The following is a 16,233-nucleotide window of genomic DNA, read 5'->3' on the forward strand; positions in this document are numbered from 1 at the left end:
AGAATACGGTTATTTTTATTCTAGTCGTTCATTCATCTTATCCGCTTAGAGGAAGTATTCATATGTCCAGTAATCATGGTTGGATTAAGCAGGCAATTCATCAAATTATGGCCGAAGAAGCCCATCACCCAGAGACGCCGCTCATCAAACTGCCTGTCCCCGGTTTGCAGAACATCGATATTTACCTCAAAGATGAAAGCCGCCACCCGACCGGTTCACTGAAACACCGTTTGGCGCGATCACTATTTTTGTATGCTTTAACCAATGGATTGATCGGACCGGATACGCCGATTATTGAATCCTCTTCCGGTAGTACTGCCATCTCCGAAGCCTATTTTGCCCGGATGCTGGGCCTGCCGTTCTATGCCGTTATGCCACGAACCACTGCGCGTAAGAAAATTGAGCTGATCGAACAATATGGAGGCCAGGCCCACTTTGTCGATCGTGCTGGTGATATTTATCCGGCAGCCCGACAACTGGCTGAGACACTCAATGGATACTATATCGACCAGTTCACCTATGCAGAGCGGGCATCTGACTGGCGTGGCAGCGATAATGTCGCGCATGCGATTTTTGATCAGATGGCCCAAGAACGTTTCCCGCTACCAAGCTGGCTGGTGATGTCAGCCGGTACCGGCGGCACCTCTGCCACGCTGGGACGCCATATTCATTACCGCCAATATCCAACCCAACTGTGTGTAGCGGATTGTGAAAACTCCGTCTTTTACGATGCATTTGTCCACAATAATGCCCAACTGACTTGCCAACACAGTAGCCGGATTGAAGGGATTGGCCGCCCCAGAGTGGAGCCTAGCTTTATTCCCGGTGTAATCGACACCATGATGGCTGTCCCTGATGCTGCCAGTATCGCAACCATTTATTGGCTGGAAAAACAAACCGGCCGTAAAGCTGGTCCGTCAACAGGGACTAACCTCTATGCGACACTCAAACTCGCCCAGAAAATGCAACGTAACGGTGAAAGCGGCTCTCTCGTCACACTGTGGTGTGATGATGGTGAACGCTATCTGGACTGCTATTACAATCCAGCTTGGGTGCGTCAACATTTCGGTGATATCACACCTTATCTGACACAACTGGATTCATTTGAACGAAATGGGAATTTTTCTGCGGATCAGCAATCCAAGATCACACCTCAACCTGAATTACAGGCTGGGGCGTAATCTCTGATTCTCATTCATTCAAGGAAACTATGATGCTGACATTGAATCCTCATGAAACCGCATTGATTCTGATCGATTTACAACATGGCATACTCGCACCGCAACGCTATCCACATCCCTCAGATGACATACTAACCCGGTGTCAATCTCTGGCAGCGCGTTTTCGCCAGCACGGTGCAACAGTTGTCGGCGTCAATGTCGGTTGGTCTGCCGACCAACAGGATTACCCACCCGGCGTGGTTGATGAACCGACACCGGCACCGGACGCAATGGCGCACTGGATGACACTGGCTGATGGCGTGGTTCAAGACGGTGATTTACGGATCACCAAACGGCAATGGGGCGCATTTACCGGAACAGAGCTGGATATGCAGCTCCGCAGACGTGGGATTCGTCATCTTGTTGTCGTTGGTATCGCCACCAATATGGGTGTGGAATCAACCCTGCGTCACGGTTGGGAGCTCGGATATAACATGATCACCATCGAAAATGCTTGTAGCTCATTCTCGGCTGAATTTCACCACATGGCTTTTGAAACCATTTTCCCGCGACTGGCCCGGGTTCTACCTAGCGGTGATGTCCTGCACTTCGCTTAAATAATGTTCTTATCAAGGAGAATGATTAGCTGATTTGATCGATATAGTATTAAATCACGAGGTTCTCGCTTTGCTTCTAAGAATACCAATGAGTCTTTCACAATAATAAGGCGGCATCTGTTGCCTTATTATTTAAAACAACTTCATTATTTGAAACAGCTTGAACGGTCAGCTCTTCATCTAACGGGATAATACGATTATATCCAACAGCCAGATGTCGCTCCGGTACAGACTTGGTTATTGTTGAATTTGCTCCAATAATCGAGCCCGCACCAATAGTAATACCACCAAGCAACTTTGCTCCAGCGTAAATCTTCACGTTCTCCTTGATAACTGGCATTTCGTTACCAACCATTTTTGAACCAATCGTGACTTGTTGATATATTCTGACGTTCTCACTAATCACTGCTTTATCACCTATAATTATCCCCAATGGATGATGAAAAGTGACGGATTTATCTATTTTTGAAGTACAACTAATGTCACACGAATGATTGTAATATATTTTCCGCTGAAAATATTTTCTTAGCCTTTTCTGGCCCTTTCCTTGACAAAACAACATGAGCTGAACATTGTAGCGTATTCGTTTTTCTGGATGTTGAGTTGTTAGCCAACGAAAAAACAATTGAATGAACTTCATATATAACAATTTACCTTCTATCTATCATAGTGAAACTACCTTTCAAGGCGAGCGGCTATAGTATATACCTTTCTATAATTCACCTAAAATAGTAGGTATGAGATCATTGTTCATTATCGATTCAACAAAGGGATAATGGTTAAACTGGCCGTCCGTTGAACAGAAAAATGCCTCCGCAAACGGAGGCATTTTTTATCGAACAACTTGTTTTTATCAATCAACTGGTTTCTATCAATCAACAAGCTAGCTGGTCGATAATTAACCTTGAATACCGACAATCAGCCAAGGTGCATTCGGCACGGTTAAGTCCCGTTCAAGATGCCAGATATCCTGAATCTCTTCTTCAGTGCCTTCTACCGCATCACGGTAACGCCCTGAGAATTGTAAGCTTAACTGGGCGCGGTTTGCATCGTAGTCAGCCCGGACAAATTCAGCGTCGACATACATCACATCAGTATGTTGCTCACCGATAAGCTTCTCCCGTTCTGCTTTCAAGTCTTCAAACAAACTGACAGAAACATATTCACGAATGGTGTCTAACTCATTGTGATTCCATGCCCCCTGCAAGATGCGATAGTGTTCCCGGGCACCATTGAGAAAGGCCGTCCGGTCAAACTCTGGCGGATAACGGTGTGGTACATCGCTGGCAGCATCGGCACCAAATCCACGACCACCTGCGGCATAATCAGGTTGTTCAAAGCTGTGCACATGAGACTGTCGATGAGCGTTTCCGCCAAATGCCGGTTGCTGCTGATTCATACTGCCCTGCTTGGCCGCCAGCACCCCGCGCAATAGTTTGAAGATAAAATACGCCACTAACCCGATAATCAGGATATCCATGAACTGGATACCTTCGAAAGCACCACCAAAGAAGGCTGCTAACAGACCACCAGCCAGCAAACCACCCATGAGTCCCCCCATCAGTCCTTTGCGTCCGGCATTTTGAGTCTGCCCTGCCTTATTGTTCTGTGTGTTGGTGTTGCTGTACTGTTGCTTTGATGCTGGCGCTGTTTTGAAGCTATTGCCTAAAGAGCGACCACCACCGAATTTTTTTGCATCAGCAACCGGCATGACCGCCACTGAAACAATGATTAGAGTCATCAACGATAAAAAACGTTTCATGTCTATCCTGTATTTTGTCAAAAGGGATCACAAGTATCATAGACACTCCCTCTCGCCAAAGAAACACTGTACATGTATCAGAATATTGCAGGCTTTGATTGACGCTCAGACAAGGGAACAATAATATATTGAACGTTGTTCATTAACGATTACAGATCATGGCCAGAAGAAACGATCACACGCGAGAAGAGCTCATTCAACTGACATTGGAACATGTCAAAACATTTCTAACCAATCACTCCTATCATGAGCTGAGCTTACGCAAAGTCGCTGCTATGATTGGGTATGTCCCCAGTACATTAGTCAATGTGTTCGGTAACTATAACCTCCTGTTATTACACGCTGTCGCTCAAACACTCGATGAGCTGATTGAAGACGCCCGACAAGCCGTCGGTCAGAGTACCGATCACCGCGACGCCTTGTTTCAGCTCGCCTACTGCTATCACGATTTTGCCCAACGCCATACCTTCCGCTGGCAACTGATTTTTGAACACAATATGAATGGCGAAGATCTGCCCGAATGGCAGACTCAAAGAATCGATCACATGACAGACATACTGGAAACCCTCTTACAACAGTTGGCACCACAACGTTCAGCAGAAGAGATTACCACCACCAGTCGTGTATTGTGGGCCGGTGTCCACGGCATCACGTTACTGAGTGTCGATGATAAATTCTTTGCTTCCTCACCAATTGATGGCAATGAACTGATTCATAATCTACTGACTCATTATCTCAAGGCTTGGTAACCAAACCCGCCAGAATAGCGTTAACTCAATCGCACTGGGTAAAAAGGATGCTCCCATGTCTCATACGACTTCATCACTGCTCTCTTCCCGGCGTTTTTTGCCTTATTTTATCACCCAGTTTTTCGGGGCGTTTAACGACAATGTGTTTAAAAATACCCTGTTGTTGTTTGTTGCATTCAGCAGTGCCGGACAACTGGCGATTTCAAGCACTCTGTTTATTAATCTCGCGGCCGGTTTATTTATTCTGCCTTTCTTTTTATTTTCTGCATCTTCCGGTGTGCTTGCGGATCAACTGGAAAAAAGCCAACTGATCCGAAAAATTAAGATGTTAGAAGTGGTCATCATGAGTCTGGCCGCTATCGGATTCATCACCCATAGTTATCTTATTCTGCTCTTGCTGCTTTTTCTGATGGGGACGCAGTCTGCCTTATTCGGCCCGGTCAAATATGCTTTACTGCCACAACAACTCAAACCAGATGAACTGATGAGCGGCAATGCGCTGGTTGAAACCGGAACGTTTTTAGCCATCTTGCTGGGCACCTTACTGGCCGGTGTGATAGCTTCAACCCCGAGCGCAGAATACATCGCGGCGGGAGCCGTCGTGATCGTCGCCCTGTGCGGCTATCTGGCAAGTTGCTACATTCCCAATGCCCCGGCAACCGCGCCGAGTCAACGGTTTCAGTGGCGTCCTATCTCACAGACACGTAACACGCTGCGGATTGCCAAACAGGATCCCGTGATCCACCGGACCATTCTGATCATCAGCTGGTTCTGGTTTATGGGAGCGACGTATCTGACCCAGTTTCCCAACTTCACACGCGATTTCCTCCACGGCAACGAAGGCGCGGTCTCTTGGCTGTTGACGCTGTTCTCCGTAGGTATTGCACTCGGCTCACTCCTATGTGACCGTCTTTCACGCCATCGTATTGAACTCGGACTTGTGCCACTGGCCTGCTTGGGAATCTCACTCTTTGGTTACGGTTTGGCCGACGGCGTGCCGGACGCACTCCCCCACACGATGGACTTTACAACCTTTATTACCCACACCGGGCTGTGGCCGCTCTTTGTGAGTCTATTATTACTGGGCGTCTCCGGTGGGATGTTTATCGTCCCCTTATACACGTTATTGCAACAACGCGCCCATCCGGACCAACGTGCTCAAGTGATTGCAGCCCTCAATATCTACAACGCACTGTTTATGGTCATCAGCGCGATTTTAGCTATTGTCGTCCTGTCATTGCTGCAATGGTCAATCCCCGAGCTGTTTTTGTTACTCTCGCTGATCAATCTGGGCGTTGCCGTTTATTTACTGTACAAGCGACCGATTGAGACACTACGTTTCGTGCTGGCATGTCTGGCAAAGCTATGCTACCGCGTTCGTTACCGCAATCTGCATCATCTCCCGCCGCAAGGAGGTGCTCTGATTATCTGTAACCACGTTACGTATCTGGACGCGCTGATTCTCAGTGCCGCTTCACCGCGCTTGATCCGCTTTGTGATGGAAGCCGATTACACCACTGTGCCGCTGATTCGGCCAGTCTTGAATCGTGCAGGCGTTATCCCGATCTGTGCTTCACACGGCAAAACGATTCGCAAAGCGTTTGTCCAGATTGAACAGGCACTTCAACAAGGAGAGCTGGTCTGTATTTTTCCTGAAGGACGCCTTTCGTCAGACGGTGAAATCGGGCCATTTCTACGCGGTCTGGACCACATTATTCAACACACCAGCGCTCCGATCATTCCGATGGCACTGAAAGGAATGTGGGGCAGTTATTTCAGTCGTCACCGCGGCCGTGCTTGTCGTGGGTTCCCCCAACGCTTCAGAGCCAAGATTGAAGTAGAAGCGGCACCGCCAATCGTTGCGACCGACACCAGCAGTGAGCAGTTACAGCAACACGTTGCGCAGTTAAGAGGGGCATGGCGGTAGTTGTTCAGTTTTATTGAATGAAAGTTAAAGACATTCAAACTGACTGATCGTTTATTTCCGTTAGAATGGCGTTCTATTTTCTGACCGTGGTATCGACATGGCCCCTTTATTCCGTCGTTTGTTCAGCCGTACTTTTTCATGCGAAACCTCTGACGCGCTCAAAAATGCTTGTCAGATCAAAAACATTCCGTTTGTACTTGGATTACTGGCCTGTACGACCGCTTATATCACCTCGCCTACAGCACTGGTCATCGGTTTTTTTCTGACCACGTTGGGCATGGTTCCGCAAGGGATTCCTTTAGCCAAAATCACTAAAAAGCTCCTCGCTTATTCGATAATCGGCCTCGGATTCGGTATTCCGCTGCAAACGGCACTGACCGTCACAACACATGGTTTGGGGTTAATCGTTGCCAGCTTGTTCACGACCTTGCTGATCGGCTGGTTTGTCAGTGTCCGGGTTGGACTGATGCGTAAAACCGGTTATCTGATTGCCTCAGGGACTGCGATTTGCGGTGGGAGTGCCATTGCTGCTGTTGCACCCGCCATCGATGCAGATGATGACCAGATTGGTCTCGCACTGGGGACGATTTTTGTCCTCAATTCACTGGCTTTATTTATTTTCCCGGCCATTGGTCATCTGCTCAATATGAGTCAGGAAACATTCGGCACCTGGGCTGCCATTGCCATTCATGATACGTCTTCCGTCGTCGGTGCGGCATCTGCTTATGGAGAAACAGCACTCAAAACCGCAACAACGTTAAAACTGGCTCGTGCTCTCTGGATTATTCCGGTGACATTCGTCAGTACCTTTTTATTTCGTAGCGAATCACGAAAAATCACTATTCCTTACTTCATTTTGTTCTATTGTGCTGCGATTGTTTTTCATGATCAGTTCCCGCAATTCTCCGCCATTTATCATGGCATCTTTGCGCTGGCGAAACAGACCTTAGTCATTTGTCTGTTTTTGATTGGTTGTAGTCTGTCATTGAGTAAGTTACGTCAGGCAGGTCCGAGACCGTTACTTTTCGGCGTCGGTTTATGGGTGCTTATCTCGGTATCATCACTGAGTTGGATCATGCTCGCTCAGTGAGTCAGCTGACTGGCATCGTGAGACACGCACACGGTGCCAGATTTACAGCGAAGAGGTTTGACGGGATGACGATCGGGGAGCGCGTTCCAGAAACAGTGCAACAATCAACAAAAATGCAGTTAACTCAGCCAGTGACCGAGTCGCACCGCTGGTCAGCACGGCCACGAAAAGCTGAATGATAATGGTCGCAATCATAAGCCCTTTTTTCATTAGGTATGCCTTTTAGTTAATTAAACTGGGTTAATTATGACGAAAAGGCATATCAAACCAAAATTCTGTTTTGGACTAACTCATAACTGCTTGTCTGGATCGCAGCACATCTTGATTTCAGCATTCAGCCACGTTTTGACCGCAGCACGAGAAATTTTAATCCCTTGCGTACGGCCTTCCATATAAAAATATTCAGGCAATCGGTAATAATCATCCGGCCATTTAAATTTCTCCAACCGTCCCTCAAGCCACGCATGGATGTCTGCGCCCATCGACTGCCAACCCTGTTCACACCCAATCACCGCGACCGGACGCGCCCCATAGGTTGCATCAGCAACAGGTACCACCACTGCAATATCAATCTGCGGATGTCGGACCAAAACCGCTTCAATTTCTTCGCAATGGATGTTCTCTCCACCGGAGATAAACAGATTATCAACCCGACCGGTGACATGAAGTTCTTGTGCATGCCAATACCCCATGTCCTTGCTGTCGAACCAGCCGGAATCGTCACACAGCGGTGTCAGCGTCCCCTGGCGATAATAACCGCAAGCCAGCGTGTCACCGCTGATATAAATCCGTTCGTGGTCAATTCTCACCTGACGCAAAGGCAATACGCTGCCACAACTCTCGCGACCATCGACACGTTTGGCAGTAACCGTTGATGCCGCTTCCGTCATGCCATACCCCAGCCATGTTTCAATGCCGAGCGCAGCTGCTCGATGGGCAAGTTCCGGCGGAATATGGCTCCCACCGAGCAACACATGTGTCAGTGCGTGAGGAATCGGTTGATCTAGCAGTCGCTGTAACTGAGTCGGCACCAGCGAAGCATGGGTCACATCGGTCATATCACAATCTTCAATGCGTCCGATCCGCAGACAAGCGCCCGCTCGTAACCAGCGATAAATAATCGACAACCCGGACACATGATAAACAGGCAGACTCAATAACCAAGTGTCACTGGCGGAGAAATGAAACTGAGATAACAACCCCTGCGCAGAGGCGAAATGCTGGCGAGACGTATGGGCAACCGCCTTTGGCTCACCGGTCGAACCGGAAGTAAAGATTAATGAGCTCAATTGCTCAGGATGGTAGTTGGCGGGCTTAACGACACTGGGAGCGGGCTGACAATCAACCATGCGACAGTCCGGCAACTGCATCTGCAATGCTGCAGCCTCACTGGGATCGGCACAGAACAGCCACATGGTTTGACTCGGACGATAGATCGTCTCCAGTTTACGCTGCAACATGGCAGTCGGCTGTGGCGGCAACAAGGCACTCAACGCCCCGGCATGTAACCTCGCCAGAAACACCCAGACGGCATCGGGATGGTTCTTGCCGACCAATGTGACGATATCGTCGGCAGCGACGCCTTGTTGCTGTAGTGCTGCTGCAATGGCGGCAACTTTCTCAGCCACCGCTTGCCACGTATAAGTTTGCTGCGCGACTTTCAGCGCAATGGCTGTCGGCCGTTCAATTGCCCAGCGCAGCCACGGGGCGTTCGGGTCAGGGGCATCATTGATCATCAAGACGTCCAGATCAGTTCCTGACTTTCCAGCGCAACAACGGGTAAGTCACATCCCGGCCACGCGGCGACCAACTGTTGCTGAAACAGACCGACGGTATCAAGTCCCGGCACTTCATCCGGTATCAGCCAGCGTGACAGTCGTGCCAATTGACACAAGCCGAAGCTCGACTCAATGCTGGAACTGATTACCGGTTGCATTCCCAGAGCTCTGGCCTTTTCGATCAAGTAACGGCAGCGTTCAATCGAACCAATCAGCGTCGGTTTGATGATCAGTGCTTTGACACCGGTCAGGTCTTCCAGACTGAAATCGGGATCATGCAATGATTCTTGTAAGGTTTCATCCCACGCAATCGCGATCCCGGTATTAATCGCAAAGGCAATGCTATCGCTCGGTGCTGCACACGGTTCTTCGATATAGGCGATGCGCTGCCGATAAGAATGTGAAATTTTACTGGCAAATTTGGCCGCTTGCTCTGGTGTCCAGCCACGATTGACATCCAATCGCAGTGATAACTCAGGAATGCTTTCCAGCAACAGATTCACCACCAGACCGTCACGGATCGGCTCATACCAACCGACTTTGACTTTGGCGACTTTTTTCGGCAATTCCTGAAGACGCTCGATCAACTCATCCGGGTCACCGATACATAAGGGCGCTGCAAAATAATGCCCTGCTTGTGGTAGTTCACCGGATAACTCGGCTTCTGCGGCAGACAAACCAAACGCCACGGATGGATATAATGACGAATAGTCAATTCCTTCACCGCGACACCAGCGTGCCAGTTGCTCTTGAAGCTGTACACCAGCTTCCGTTGAAGATTCCCGGCTGAATCCAACTAATGGTGCGATTTCACCCCGGCCTACCTGATTCTGCTCATGCATTTCTACGATGAAGCCTTCTCGTTCCAGAAGCTTCTCGTTGCGAAGAATCACGCCGCTATCCATCGGTAATCGATAGCGGTACAGTTTTGCACTACGCATTTTCACTGATCCTCTTGACCCGATGTCCGGGGGTTCAATCACCACCAGACATCTTATTTCAATCATTGTATTTCAATCGTTGCCGAGCTTTTCAACTTACGGGTTACGAGGAAACTTATGAAAATCAGGGCGACGTTTTTCATTAAATGCATTGCGACCTTCCTGACCTTCTTCAGTCATGTAAAACATCATCGTTGCATTACCTGCCAGCTCTTGTAACCCGGCTTGACCATCACAGTCAGCATTCAAGGCTGCTTTCAAACAGCGCAGCGCCATCGGGCTGTGTTGTAAAACTTCCCGACACCAGCGTACGGTTTCTTTTTCCAGATCTGCCAATGGTACAACGGTATTTACCAGCCCCATATCCACAGCTTCCTGCGCATCATAAAAGCGGCACAAGAACCAGATTTCGCGGGCTTTTTTCTGGCCGACGATCCGTGACATGTAAGAGGCTCCCCAACCACCGTCAAATGATCCGACTTTCGGGCCGGTCTGACCGAACTTGGCATTGTCAGCCGCAATAGTTAAATCACACATCATATGCAGAACATGGCCTCCACCAACAGCCCAACCGGCTACGGCTGCAATCACTGGCTTCGGACAAGTCCGGATTTGACGCTGAAAGTCTAGTACATTGAGATGGTGTGTGCCTTCGTCATCGCGATAGCCGCCATAATCACCGCGAATTTTCTGATCGCCACCCGAACAGAATGCATCCTCGCCCAGCCCGGTCAATACAATGACACCCACGCCAGAATCATAACGGGCATCGGCCAACGCCTGAATCATCTCTTTCACTGTCTGGGGGCGAAATGCATTGCGAACCTGTGGACGGGCAATGGTAATTCTCGCAATCCCATCATCCGATTTATGATAGTGGATATCTTGATACTCACCGCTACAATCGTTCCAGTTGACCGGTGCATAAAGTTCTTCTTCACTGATACCTACAGTAATTGTCATAATCTACCTATCTTGTTTAAGCTGTCGTCTCTGTTGAGCGAGTTGTGTCCGAAGACACCGGGCAAACGCCTCGGGTCGCTCCTGATGGACATTATGTCCTGCCTGCAAAACAATCTGTGTTGGCAACCCGCTGGATTCAGCAAGTTGACGAAATTTTTGATCGCGTTCCCCACAGATGTACTGAACGGGAATCGGCTGTGTTTTCAATGCCGGTAGCAAGTCCGGCTGCAAAGCCAACGATGTCGCACGCATCATCGCTGCAATGGCGGTGCCAAGATTATCACTCCGTCGGGTGATCAAATCTTGTCTTTGCTCATCATTGAGTGAAGAAAATACCGGCTGCTGATACCAACTGATTAAAACATCAGCAATCGGCTCTGATGCGAAGCGATTCGCCCAAGCTTGATCCTGTTGCCAGCGCGCCTGACGAGCGGACTCATCATGCAATCCGAAGTTCCCCCCTTCAATCACCAACGTGGTCATATTCAAGGCCGACCAAGCCCCGTGAACGGCGCCGTACATCGCTAACCGTCCTCCCAACGAATAGCCAATCAGCACCAGCGGCTGCGCTGAGGGTAAACGGCTCGCAATCGTCCGGGCAATCTGCGCACAAACGTCGTCAAAATCGCTACAACGCAGCTCACGGCTATGTCCGTGTCCACACAAATCGATGGTCAAACAAGGGAAGTCGCGTAAATGAGTCAGGGTTTTCGACCAGTCGTCACTGCTGCCCAGTAAACCATGTAAAAAAACCAGCACGGGTCGATCCTGATTAAGCTCCGTCTCCGCTGGCGTGTAAACGCTATAAAGTACAGACATGCTGGATGACCTGCTGAATATGTTGTGCTGCCTGACCGGCAGGGACACTGATTTCGATAATCAAACCATGCTTGCCGTGTTCGAAATGCTGCGTGACACAGTCTGTCAATGCACTCACACTATCGGGCTTGGCATAGCGCAACCCAAACTGGGCAGCTGCATGTTGAAAATCATAACCATGTGGCATCTGATACAAGTCGGTTTTCTGCTGCTGTGGCACTGGCAGTAAGTCAAAAATCGCCCCACCGTCATTATTGGTCACCACAATCACAAAAGGCTGAGGCGTACGAGTCAATAAAGCGAGCGAATTGAGGTCATACAAAAGTGATGTATCGCCGAGCATTAACAACATCGGTTGCTGTCGCGCTTGCTGAACACCGGCTGCCGTTGCCACCAGCCCATCAATACCCGACGCTCCCCGGTTAGAATAAACGTTCTGATGCGCGACCTTGCCGAACATGTCCACCAAGCGCACCATCAAACTGTTCCCGAAAAATAAATCGGCTGCGGGGGCAAGCGTTGCCACTGACTGGCCGACATCTAATTCCGAAATGGATGCCGAACGCTGTGCAACTTGCTGTACCACCGCCGGAATTTGACCAATCAACGGGAGTAACGCATCCGCCCACCCCGCTGATGACCCGACCGTTTGTGCCTGATTCTGCTCGACTTGAGCATCAACCCAAGCCTCAATCGGTGCGACAATCTGCTGTTGTGGCAGGTGTGACGGATTGTTGCGTTTCTCATCCGGAGAAATCAACAGATAACGACTTCCGTGTTGCATGACATGCTGTTGCAACCATTGATTCAGCCGTTTGGAAACCAGTTGTCCTCCGAACTGAACGATGACGTCACATTCAGACAAGATTTGCAGGGCGGTGCGATGGTGAAGCCAGATATCGAAATATGCCCAGTCACTTGAGACACCGGACTGAGGATCACAGAATACCGGCCAGCCCAACCGCTGCGCGAACGCTTTCGCTTGCTCAGCCTCGGCCAACGTCAGAGAACCGATAATCACCACACCACGCTGACAGAATAGTGTCGGGTCAGACGGCAGCGGTAACTGCGGTTCGCTTTGCTTGATAATATAAGGCTCTCGCTTCGCCAGCCACGGCAGAACCCCAGCCAGATAAACCGCATCGTCGATAACTTCATCTTGCTCCGGTATATACAAGGGTTCGGGAAACGGACAATTGATGTGCACCGCACCACCACGGCGCGCCTGCACAAAGAGTGCCTGATCAAGCGTGGTGAGCAGCCAGTTGGGCGCAATGACCGTGGACGGACTGGGTAAGTTAACCGCATGGGCCACGTGTGCAGTAAAGATTCCCGGTTGTTCAATCGCCTGATTCGCACCACAGTCAACCAGTTCCACCGGTCGGTCTGCGGTTAACAACACCAGTTTTTCCCCCGTCAGATTGGCTTCAACCACACACGGGAGCAAATTTGCCACCGCGGTGCCCGATGTCACAATCACGGCAACCGGTTGATGACTGGCTTTCGCCAACCCTAACGCCAGATAGCCCAAGCCTCTTTCGTCAAAATGACGATGGAGCCGCAGGGCCGAATGCGCATCGGCTTCGAGTGTTAGCGGTGTCGAACGGGATCCCGGTGCAACACACACATCACGTACACCCAGACGCGATAATTCTTCCAGAATCAACCGACTCCAGACGCGATTCATCACCGCTTGTTGAGATTTCACGATACGACTTCCTCCGGAGAGATCTCTGTAATCAGACTGAGTAAAGTTGACATCTTGCGATCCAACTCTAACCATTCATGTTCGGCAACCGAACCACTCACTATCCCTGCCCCGGCAAAAAGTTTGACCTGTTTATCCATGACCAGCGCACTGCGGATGGCAACACAGAATTCAGCACGTTGATGGCTGATATATCCGATCGAACCGGCATACCATCCTCGGCAGAAAGGCTCATAACGTTCAATAAACGTTTTAGCGGCTTGTCTTGGCAGACCCGCGACGGCTGCGGTCGGTTGTAATGCGCCCAGTAACTGGACGCCATTAATGGTCGGATTTAATTCCGCCGTAATGTGACGTTTCAAATGTTGTACGCGACGCAGTTTCACCAACTCTGTTTCAGCACCAACGTCAACAGAACGCGCCAAAGGCGTTAAACGATCCACAATATCATCGACAACATACTGATTCTCCGTCACGTTCTTATCATCATGGATCAGCCAATCGGATAACGCCTGATCCTGTTGGATATCATCGCTTCTGCCGATGGTGCCAGCGAGCGCTTCGGTAAACAGCGCTTCTCCGTGGCGTTGATACAGACGTTCCGGCGTCGAACCGACAAAGCTATGCCGCTGGTCAATTGCCAGCAAGAAATGGAAGCTCTGATCATTTTGACGTCGGCTCTCTTTTAATAACTGTGCCGCCTGAATCGACTGCGTCAGTTGAAACGTAGACTGACGCGCCAAGACGACTTTATCAAACTGCTGTTGTGTCATCGCAGACAACGCCTGCTCAACTAACTGGCACCATTGAGCACGCTGAGGCGCATGATCAACGGAAAGCACTTCAGTTGCAATCGGTGGTAAGGCCGGAATTTCATACTGAAGTTGCCGTAACGCCTGAATTGTCGTGTCACGCGCTTGAGTTAAATTGGCACATAAAAACCATGAATGCCCTTCGCGAATTAACTCGATTTGCGGCAGAAAGAAAAACGCTTCTTTACAGTGCGGATTTTTAGTTGTCCCGCCATCAAAGGAACGCCCGCCCCAAATACGCTGAGAGTCGGAGATCACCTGATAGGCAGGTGCGGGATCTGAAAACGTAACACACGCCCCCAGAGCCACCACTTCTTCTCGGCTGTCCCGATCTTGCCAATAGAATTTGGGAAATAAAGTTTGCGCGGCAAGCCAGTCTGGCAGAGCAAAATGAGGAGGGAAATCAAGCGCCTGTTGGCATCGGCTTACCTGTGGAGAAGCCTGATGAATCTGGTGAATGAGTTGGTTTACTGCTTGGTAAAAATAAGACAAAGCGACCTCAACTGAGAGAATCAATAACGACTCTATTGATTGATTTATCTGTTCCTGTCAAAGGATGTAAGCATTTTATGTCAGATGCTCCCGAAGCTCTAGCCCAGAAATCAGATAATTTTAGATTTTTATTCTTTTAAAACATGATTTAGTGTAACTTAATAAAAAAATTCAATTATTTTCGGGGGAGCTGCCATGCAAAATATTGGGATGTCATTAAAACTTGATAATGTCTGCTACGACATTCGGGGTCCTGTACTCAAACATGCTAAACGAATGGAGGAAGAGGGACATAAAATCCTAAAGCTCAATATCGGCAATCCGGCACCTTTTGGCTTTGATGCCCCTGATGAAATCCTCGTCGATGTCATTCGTAATCTGCCAACATCGCAAGGTTATTGCGACTCCAAAGGGATCTATTCTGCCCGTAAAGCCGTGGTGCAGCACTATCAGAAAAAAGGATTACGCGCCCTCGATGTCGAAGACGTGTATATCGGTAACGGTGCTTCTGAGCTGATCGTCATGTCAATGCAAGCGCTGTTGAATAATGGCGATGAAATGTTAGTACCGGCACCGGATTACCCACTGTGGACGGCCTCGGTCTCGCTCTCCGGCGGGAATGCGGTGCACTATCTGTGTGATGAAGAGTCAGACTGGTATCCCGATCTGGAAGACATTAAAAAGAAAATCACCCCGAACACCCGCGGTATTGTACTCATCAACCCGAATAATCCGACAGGCGCGGTTTACAGCCGTGATTTTCTGTTGGAATTTATCGAAATTGCCCGGCAGCATAATCTGATTATCTTTGCCGATGAGATCTACGACAAGATTTTATACGACGGCGCAACCCATACACCGATCTCAACGCTCGCTGATGATGTCCTCATGGTGACATTCAACGGGCTGTCAAAAGCTTATCGTGTTTGTGGATTCAGAGGGGGCTGGATGTTCCTCACGGGTCCGAAACATCTTGCTGCGGGTTATGTCTCCGGGCTGGATATACTGGCGTCGATGCGCTTGTGTGCCAATGTGCCGATGCAACATGCGATTCAAACCGCGCTGGGCGGCTATCAGAGTATCAATGAACTGATTCTGCCCGGTGGCAGATTATTAGAACAGCGCGATCGCGCATGGGAAATGATCAATCAGATTCCGGGCGTGTCCTGCGTCAAACCCAAAGGGGCGATGTATTTATTCCCGAAAATTGATACCAAGATGTATAACATCCACGACGACCAGAAAATGGTGCTCGATTTTCTGATTCAGGAAAAAGTTTTACTGGTTCAGGGCAGCGGCTTCAACTGGCCGAAACCCGACCATTTCCGTATCGTCACACTGCCGCACGTTGAAGATCTGGAAATTGCCATCAGTCGTTTCGAGCAGTTCCTCTCGACTTACCGACAGTAAGCGAC

The 16,233-nt window shown here is 49.4% G+C and carries 15 protein-coding genes; 6 read left to right on the plus strand and 9 right to left on the minus strand.

Annotated elements, in window-relative coordinates; translation table 11 throughout:
• Nucleotides 1-62 precede the first annotated feature (62 nt).
• Together BSQ33_RS03315 and BSQ33_RS03320 are read left to right on the plus strand one after the other, a co-directional pair.
• Nucleotides 63-1,181 (plus strand): PLP-dependent cysteine synthase family protein, encoded by a 1,119-nt coding sequence (locus tag BSQ33_RS03315; RefSeq protein WP_088133253.1) that lies wholly within the window; start codon nucleotides 63-65, stop codon nucleotides 1,179-1,181.
• 29 nt (nucleotides 1,182-1,210) lie between these two features.
• A complete protein-coding gene (locus BSQ33_RS03320) occupies nucleotides 1,211-1,777 on the plus strand; it encodes a hydrolase (protein ID WP_198298143.1) in 567 nt (188 codons plus the stop codon).
• Nucleotides 1,778-1,874: 97 nt separating this feature from the next.
• Here BSQ33_RS03320 and BSQ33_RS03325 read toward each other — a convergent pair whose 3' ends face one another.
• Both BSQ33_RS03325 and BSQ33_RS03330 read right to left on the minus strand, forming a co-directional pair.
• Entirely contained in the window at nucleotides 1,875-2,417 is a 543-nt protein-coding gene (locus tag BSQ33_RS03325) for a serine O-acetyltransferase (protein WP_021018884.1), read from the minus strand.
• Between the two features lie 258 nt (nucleotides 2,418-2,675).
• The gene (locus BSQ33_RS03330; protein ID WP_021018883.1) at nucleotides 2,676-3,539 is read right to left on the minus strand and encodes a Tim44 domain-containing protein; all 864 of its coding nucleotides are present in this window, start codon (nucleotides 3,537-3,539) and stop codon (nucleotides 2,676-2,678) included.
• Between the two features lie 158 nt (nucleotides 3,540-3,697).
• On the opposite strand from BSQ33_RS03330, the gene BSQ33_RS03335 reads away from it, so the two are divergent.
• From BSQ33_RS03335 to BSQ33_RS03345, 3 genes are all read left to right on the plus strand, one after another.
• Entirely contained in the window at nucleotides 3,698-4,288 is a 591-nt protein-coding gene (locus BSQ33_RS03335) for a TetR/AcrR family transcriptional regulator (protein WP_021018882.1), read from the plus strand.
• A gap of 55 nt (nucleotides 4,289-4,343) precedes the next feature.
• On the plus strand, nucleotides 4,344-6,215 hold the full coding sequence (locus BSQ33_RS03340) for an MFS transporter (RefSeq protein WP_088133255.1): 1,872 nt from the start codon (nucleotides 4,344-4,346) through the stop codon (nucleotides 6,213-6,215).
• A gap of 97 nt (nucleotides 6,216-6,312) precedes the next feature.
• Nucleotides 6,313-7,305 (plus strand): YeiH family protein, encoded by a 993-nt coding sequence (locus BSQ33_RS03345; protein ID WP_088133256.1) that lies wholly within the window; start codon nucleotides 6,313-6,315, stop codon nucleotides 7,303-7,305.
• Nucleotides 7,306-7,347: 42 nt separating this feature from the next.
• Here the strand turns inward: BSQ33_RS03345 and BSQ33_RS21795 are convergent, their stop codons facing one another.
• From BSQ33_RS21795 to BSQ33_RS03375, 7 genes are all read right to left on the minus strand, one after another.
• Nucleotides 7,348-7,515 carry a hypothetical protein gene (locus BSQ33_RS21795; RefSeq protein WP_198298144.1) on the minus strand — a complete coding sequence of 56 codons (168 nt, stop codon included), beginning with the start codon at nucleotides 7,513-7,515 and terminating at the stop codon, nucleotides 7,348-7,350.
• A gap of 80 nt (nucleotides 7,516-7,595) precedes the next feature.
• Complete coding sequence (menE, locus tag BSQ33_RS03350) at nucleotides 7,596-9,041, minus strand: o-succinylbenzoate--CoA ligase (protein ID WP_088133257.1); 1,446 nt, start codon at nucleotides 9,039-9,041, stop codon at nucleotides 7,596-7,598.
• Nucleotides 9,041-10,024 carry an o-succinylbenzoate synthase gene (menC, locus tag BSQ33_RS03355; RefSeq protein ID WP_021018877.1) on the minus strand — a complete coding sequence of 328 codons (984 nt, stop codon included), beginning with the start codon at nucleotides 10,022-10,024 and terminating at the stop codon, nucleotides 9,041-9,043. The genes menE and menC overlap by 1 nt, the downstream gene beginning before the upstream one ends.
• A gap of 96 nt (nucleotides 10,025-10,120) precedes the next feature.
• Entirely contained in the window at nucleotides 10,121-10,987 is an 867-nt protein-coding gene (gene menB, locus BSQ33_RS03360) for a 1,4-dihydroxy-2-naphthoyl-CoA synthase (RefSeq protein WP_021018876.1), read from the minus strand.
• Between the two features lie 3 nt (nucleotides 10,988-10,990).
• Nucleotides 10,991-11,806, minus strand: a complete 816-nt coding sequence (gene menH / locus BSQ33_RS03365; protein ID WP_021018875.1) for a 2-succinyl-6-hydroxy-2,4-cyclohexadiene-1-carboxylate synthase — start codon at nucleotides 11,804-11,806, stop codon at nucleotides 10,991-10,993.
• Nucleotides 11,790-13,514, minus strand: coding sequence for a 2-succinyl-5-enolpyruvyl-6-hydroxy-3-cyclohexene-1-carboxylic-acid synthase (gene menD / locus BSQ33_RS03370; protein ID WP_088133258.1), 1,725 nt, complete (start codon nucleotides 13,512-13,514; stop codon nucleotides 11,790-11,792). Before menD ends, menH begins: the two co-directional genes overlap by 17 nt.
• Entirely contained in the window at nucleotides 13,511-14,818 is a 1,308-nt protein-coding gene (locus BSQ33_RS03375) for an isochorismate synthase (RefSeq protein ID WP_088134517.1), read from the minus strand. The genes menD and BSQ33_RS03375 overlap by 4 nt, the downstream gene beginning before the upstream one ends.
• Nucleotides 14,819-15,013: 195 nt before the next feature.
• Between BSQ33_RS03375 and BSQ33_RS03380 the strand changes: the two genes are divergently transcribed.
• Nucleotides 15,014-16,228 (plus strand): pyridoxal phosphate-dependent aminotransferase, encoded by a 1,215-nt coding sequence (locus BSQ33_RS03380; RefSeq protein WP_088133259.1) that lies wholly within the window; start codon nucleotides 15,014-15,016, stop codon nucleotides 16,226-16,228.
• The last annotated feature ends 5 nt before the right edge of the window (nucleotides 16,229-16,233 follow it).

Source organism: Vibrio gazogenes (assembly GCF_002196515.1).
In the GTDB taxonomy this organism is placed as follows: domain Bacteria; phylum Pseudomonadota; class Gammaproteobacteria; order Enterobacterales; family Vibrionaceae; genus Vibrio; species Vibrio gazogenes_A.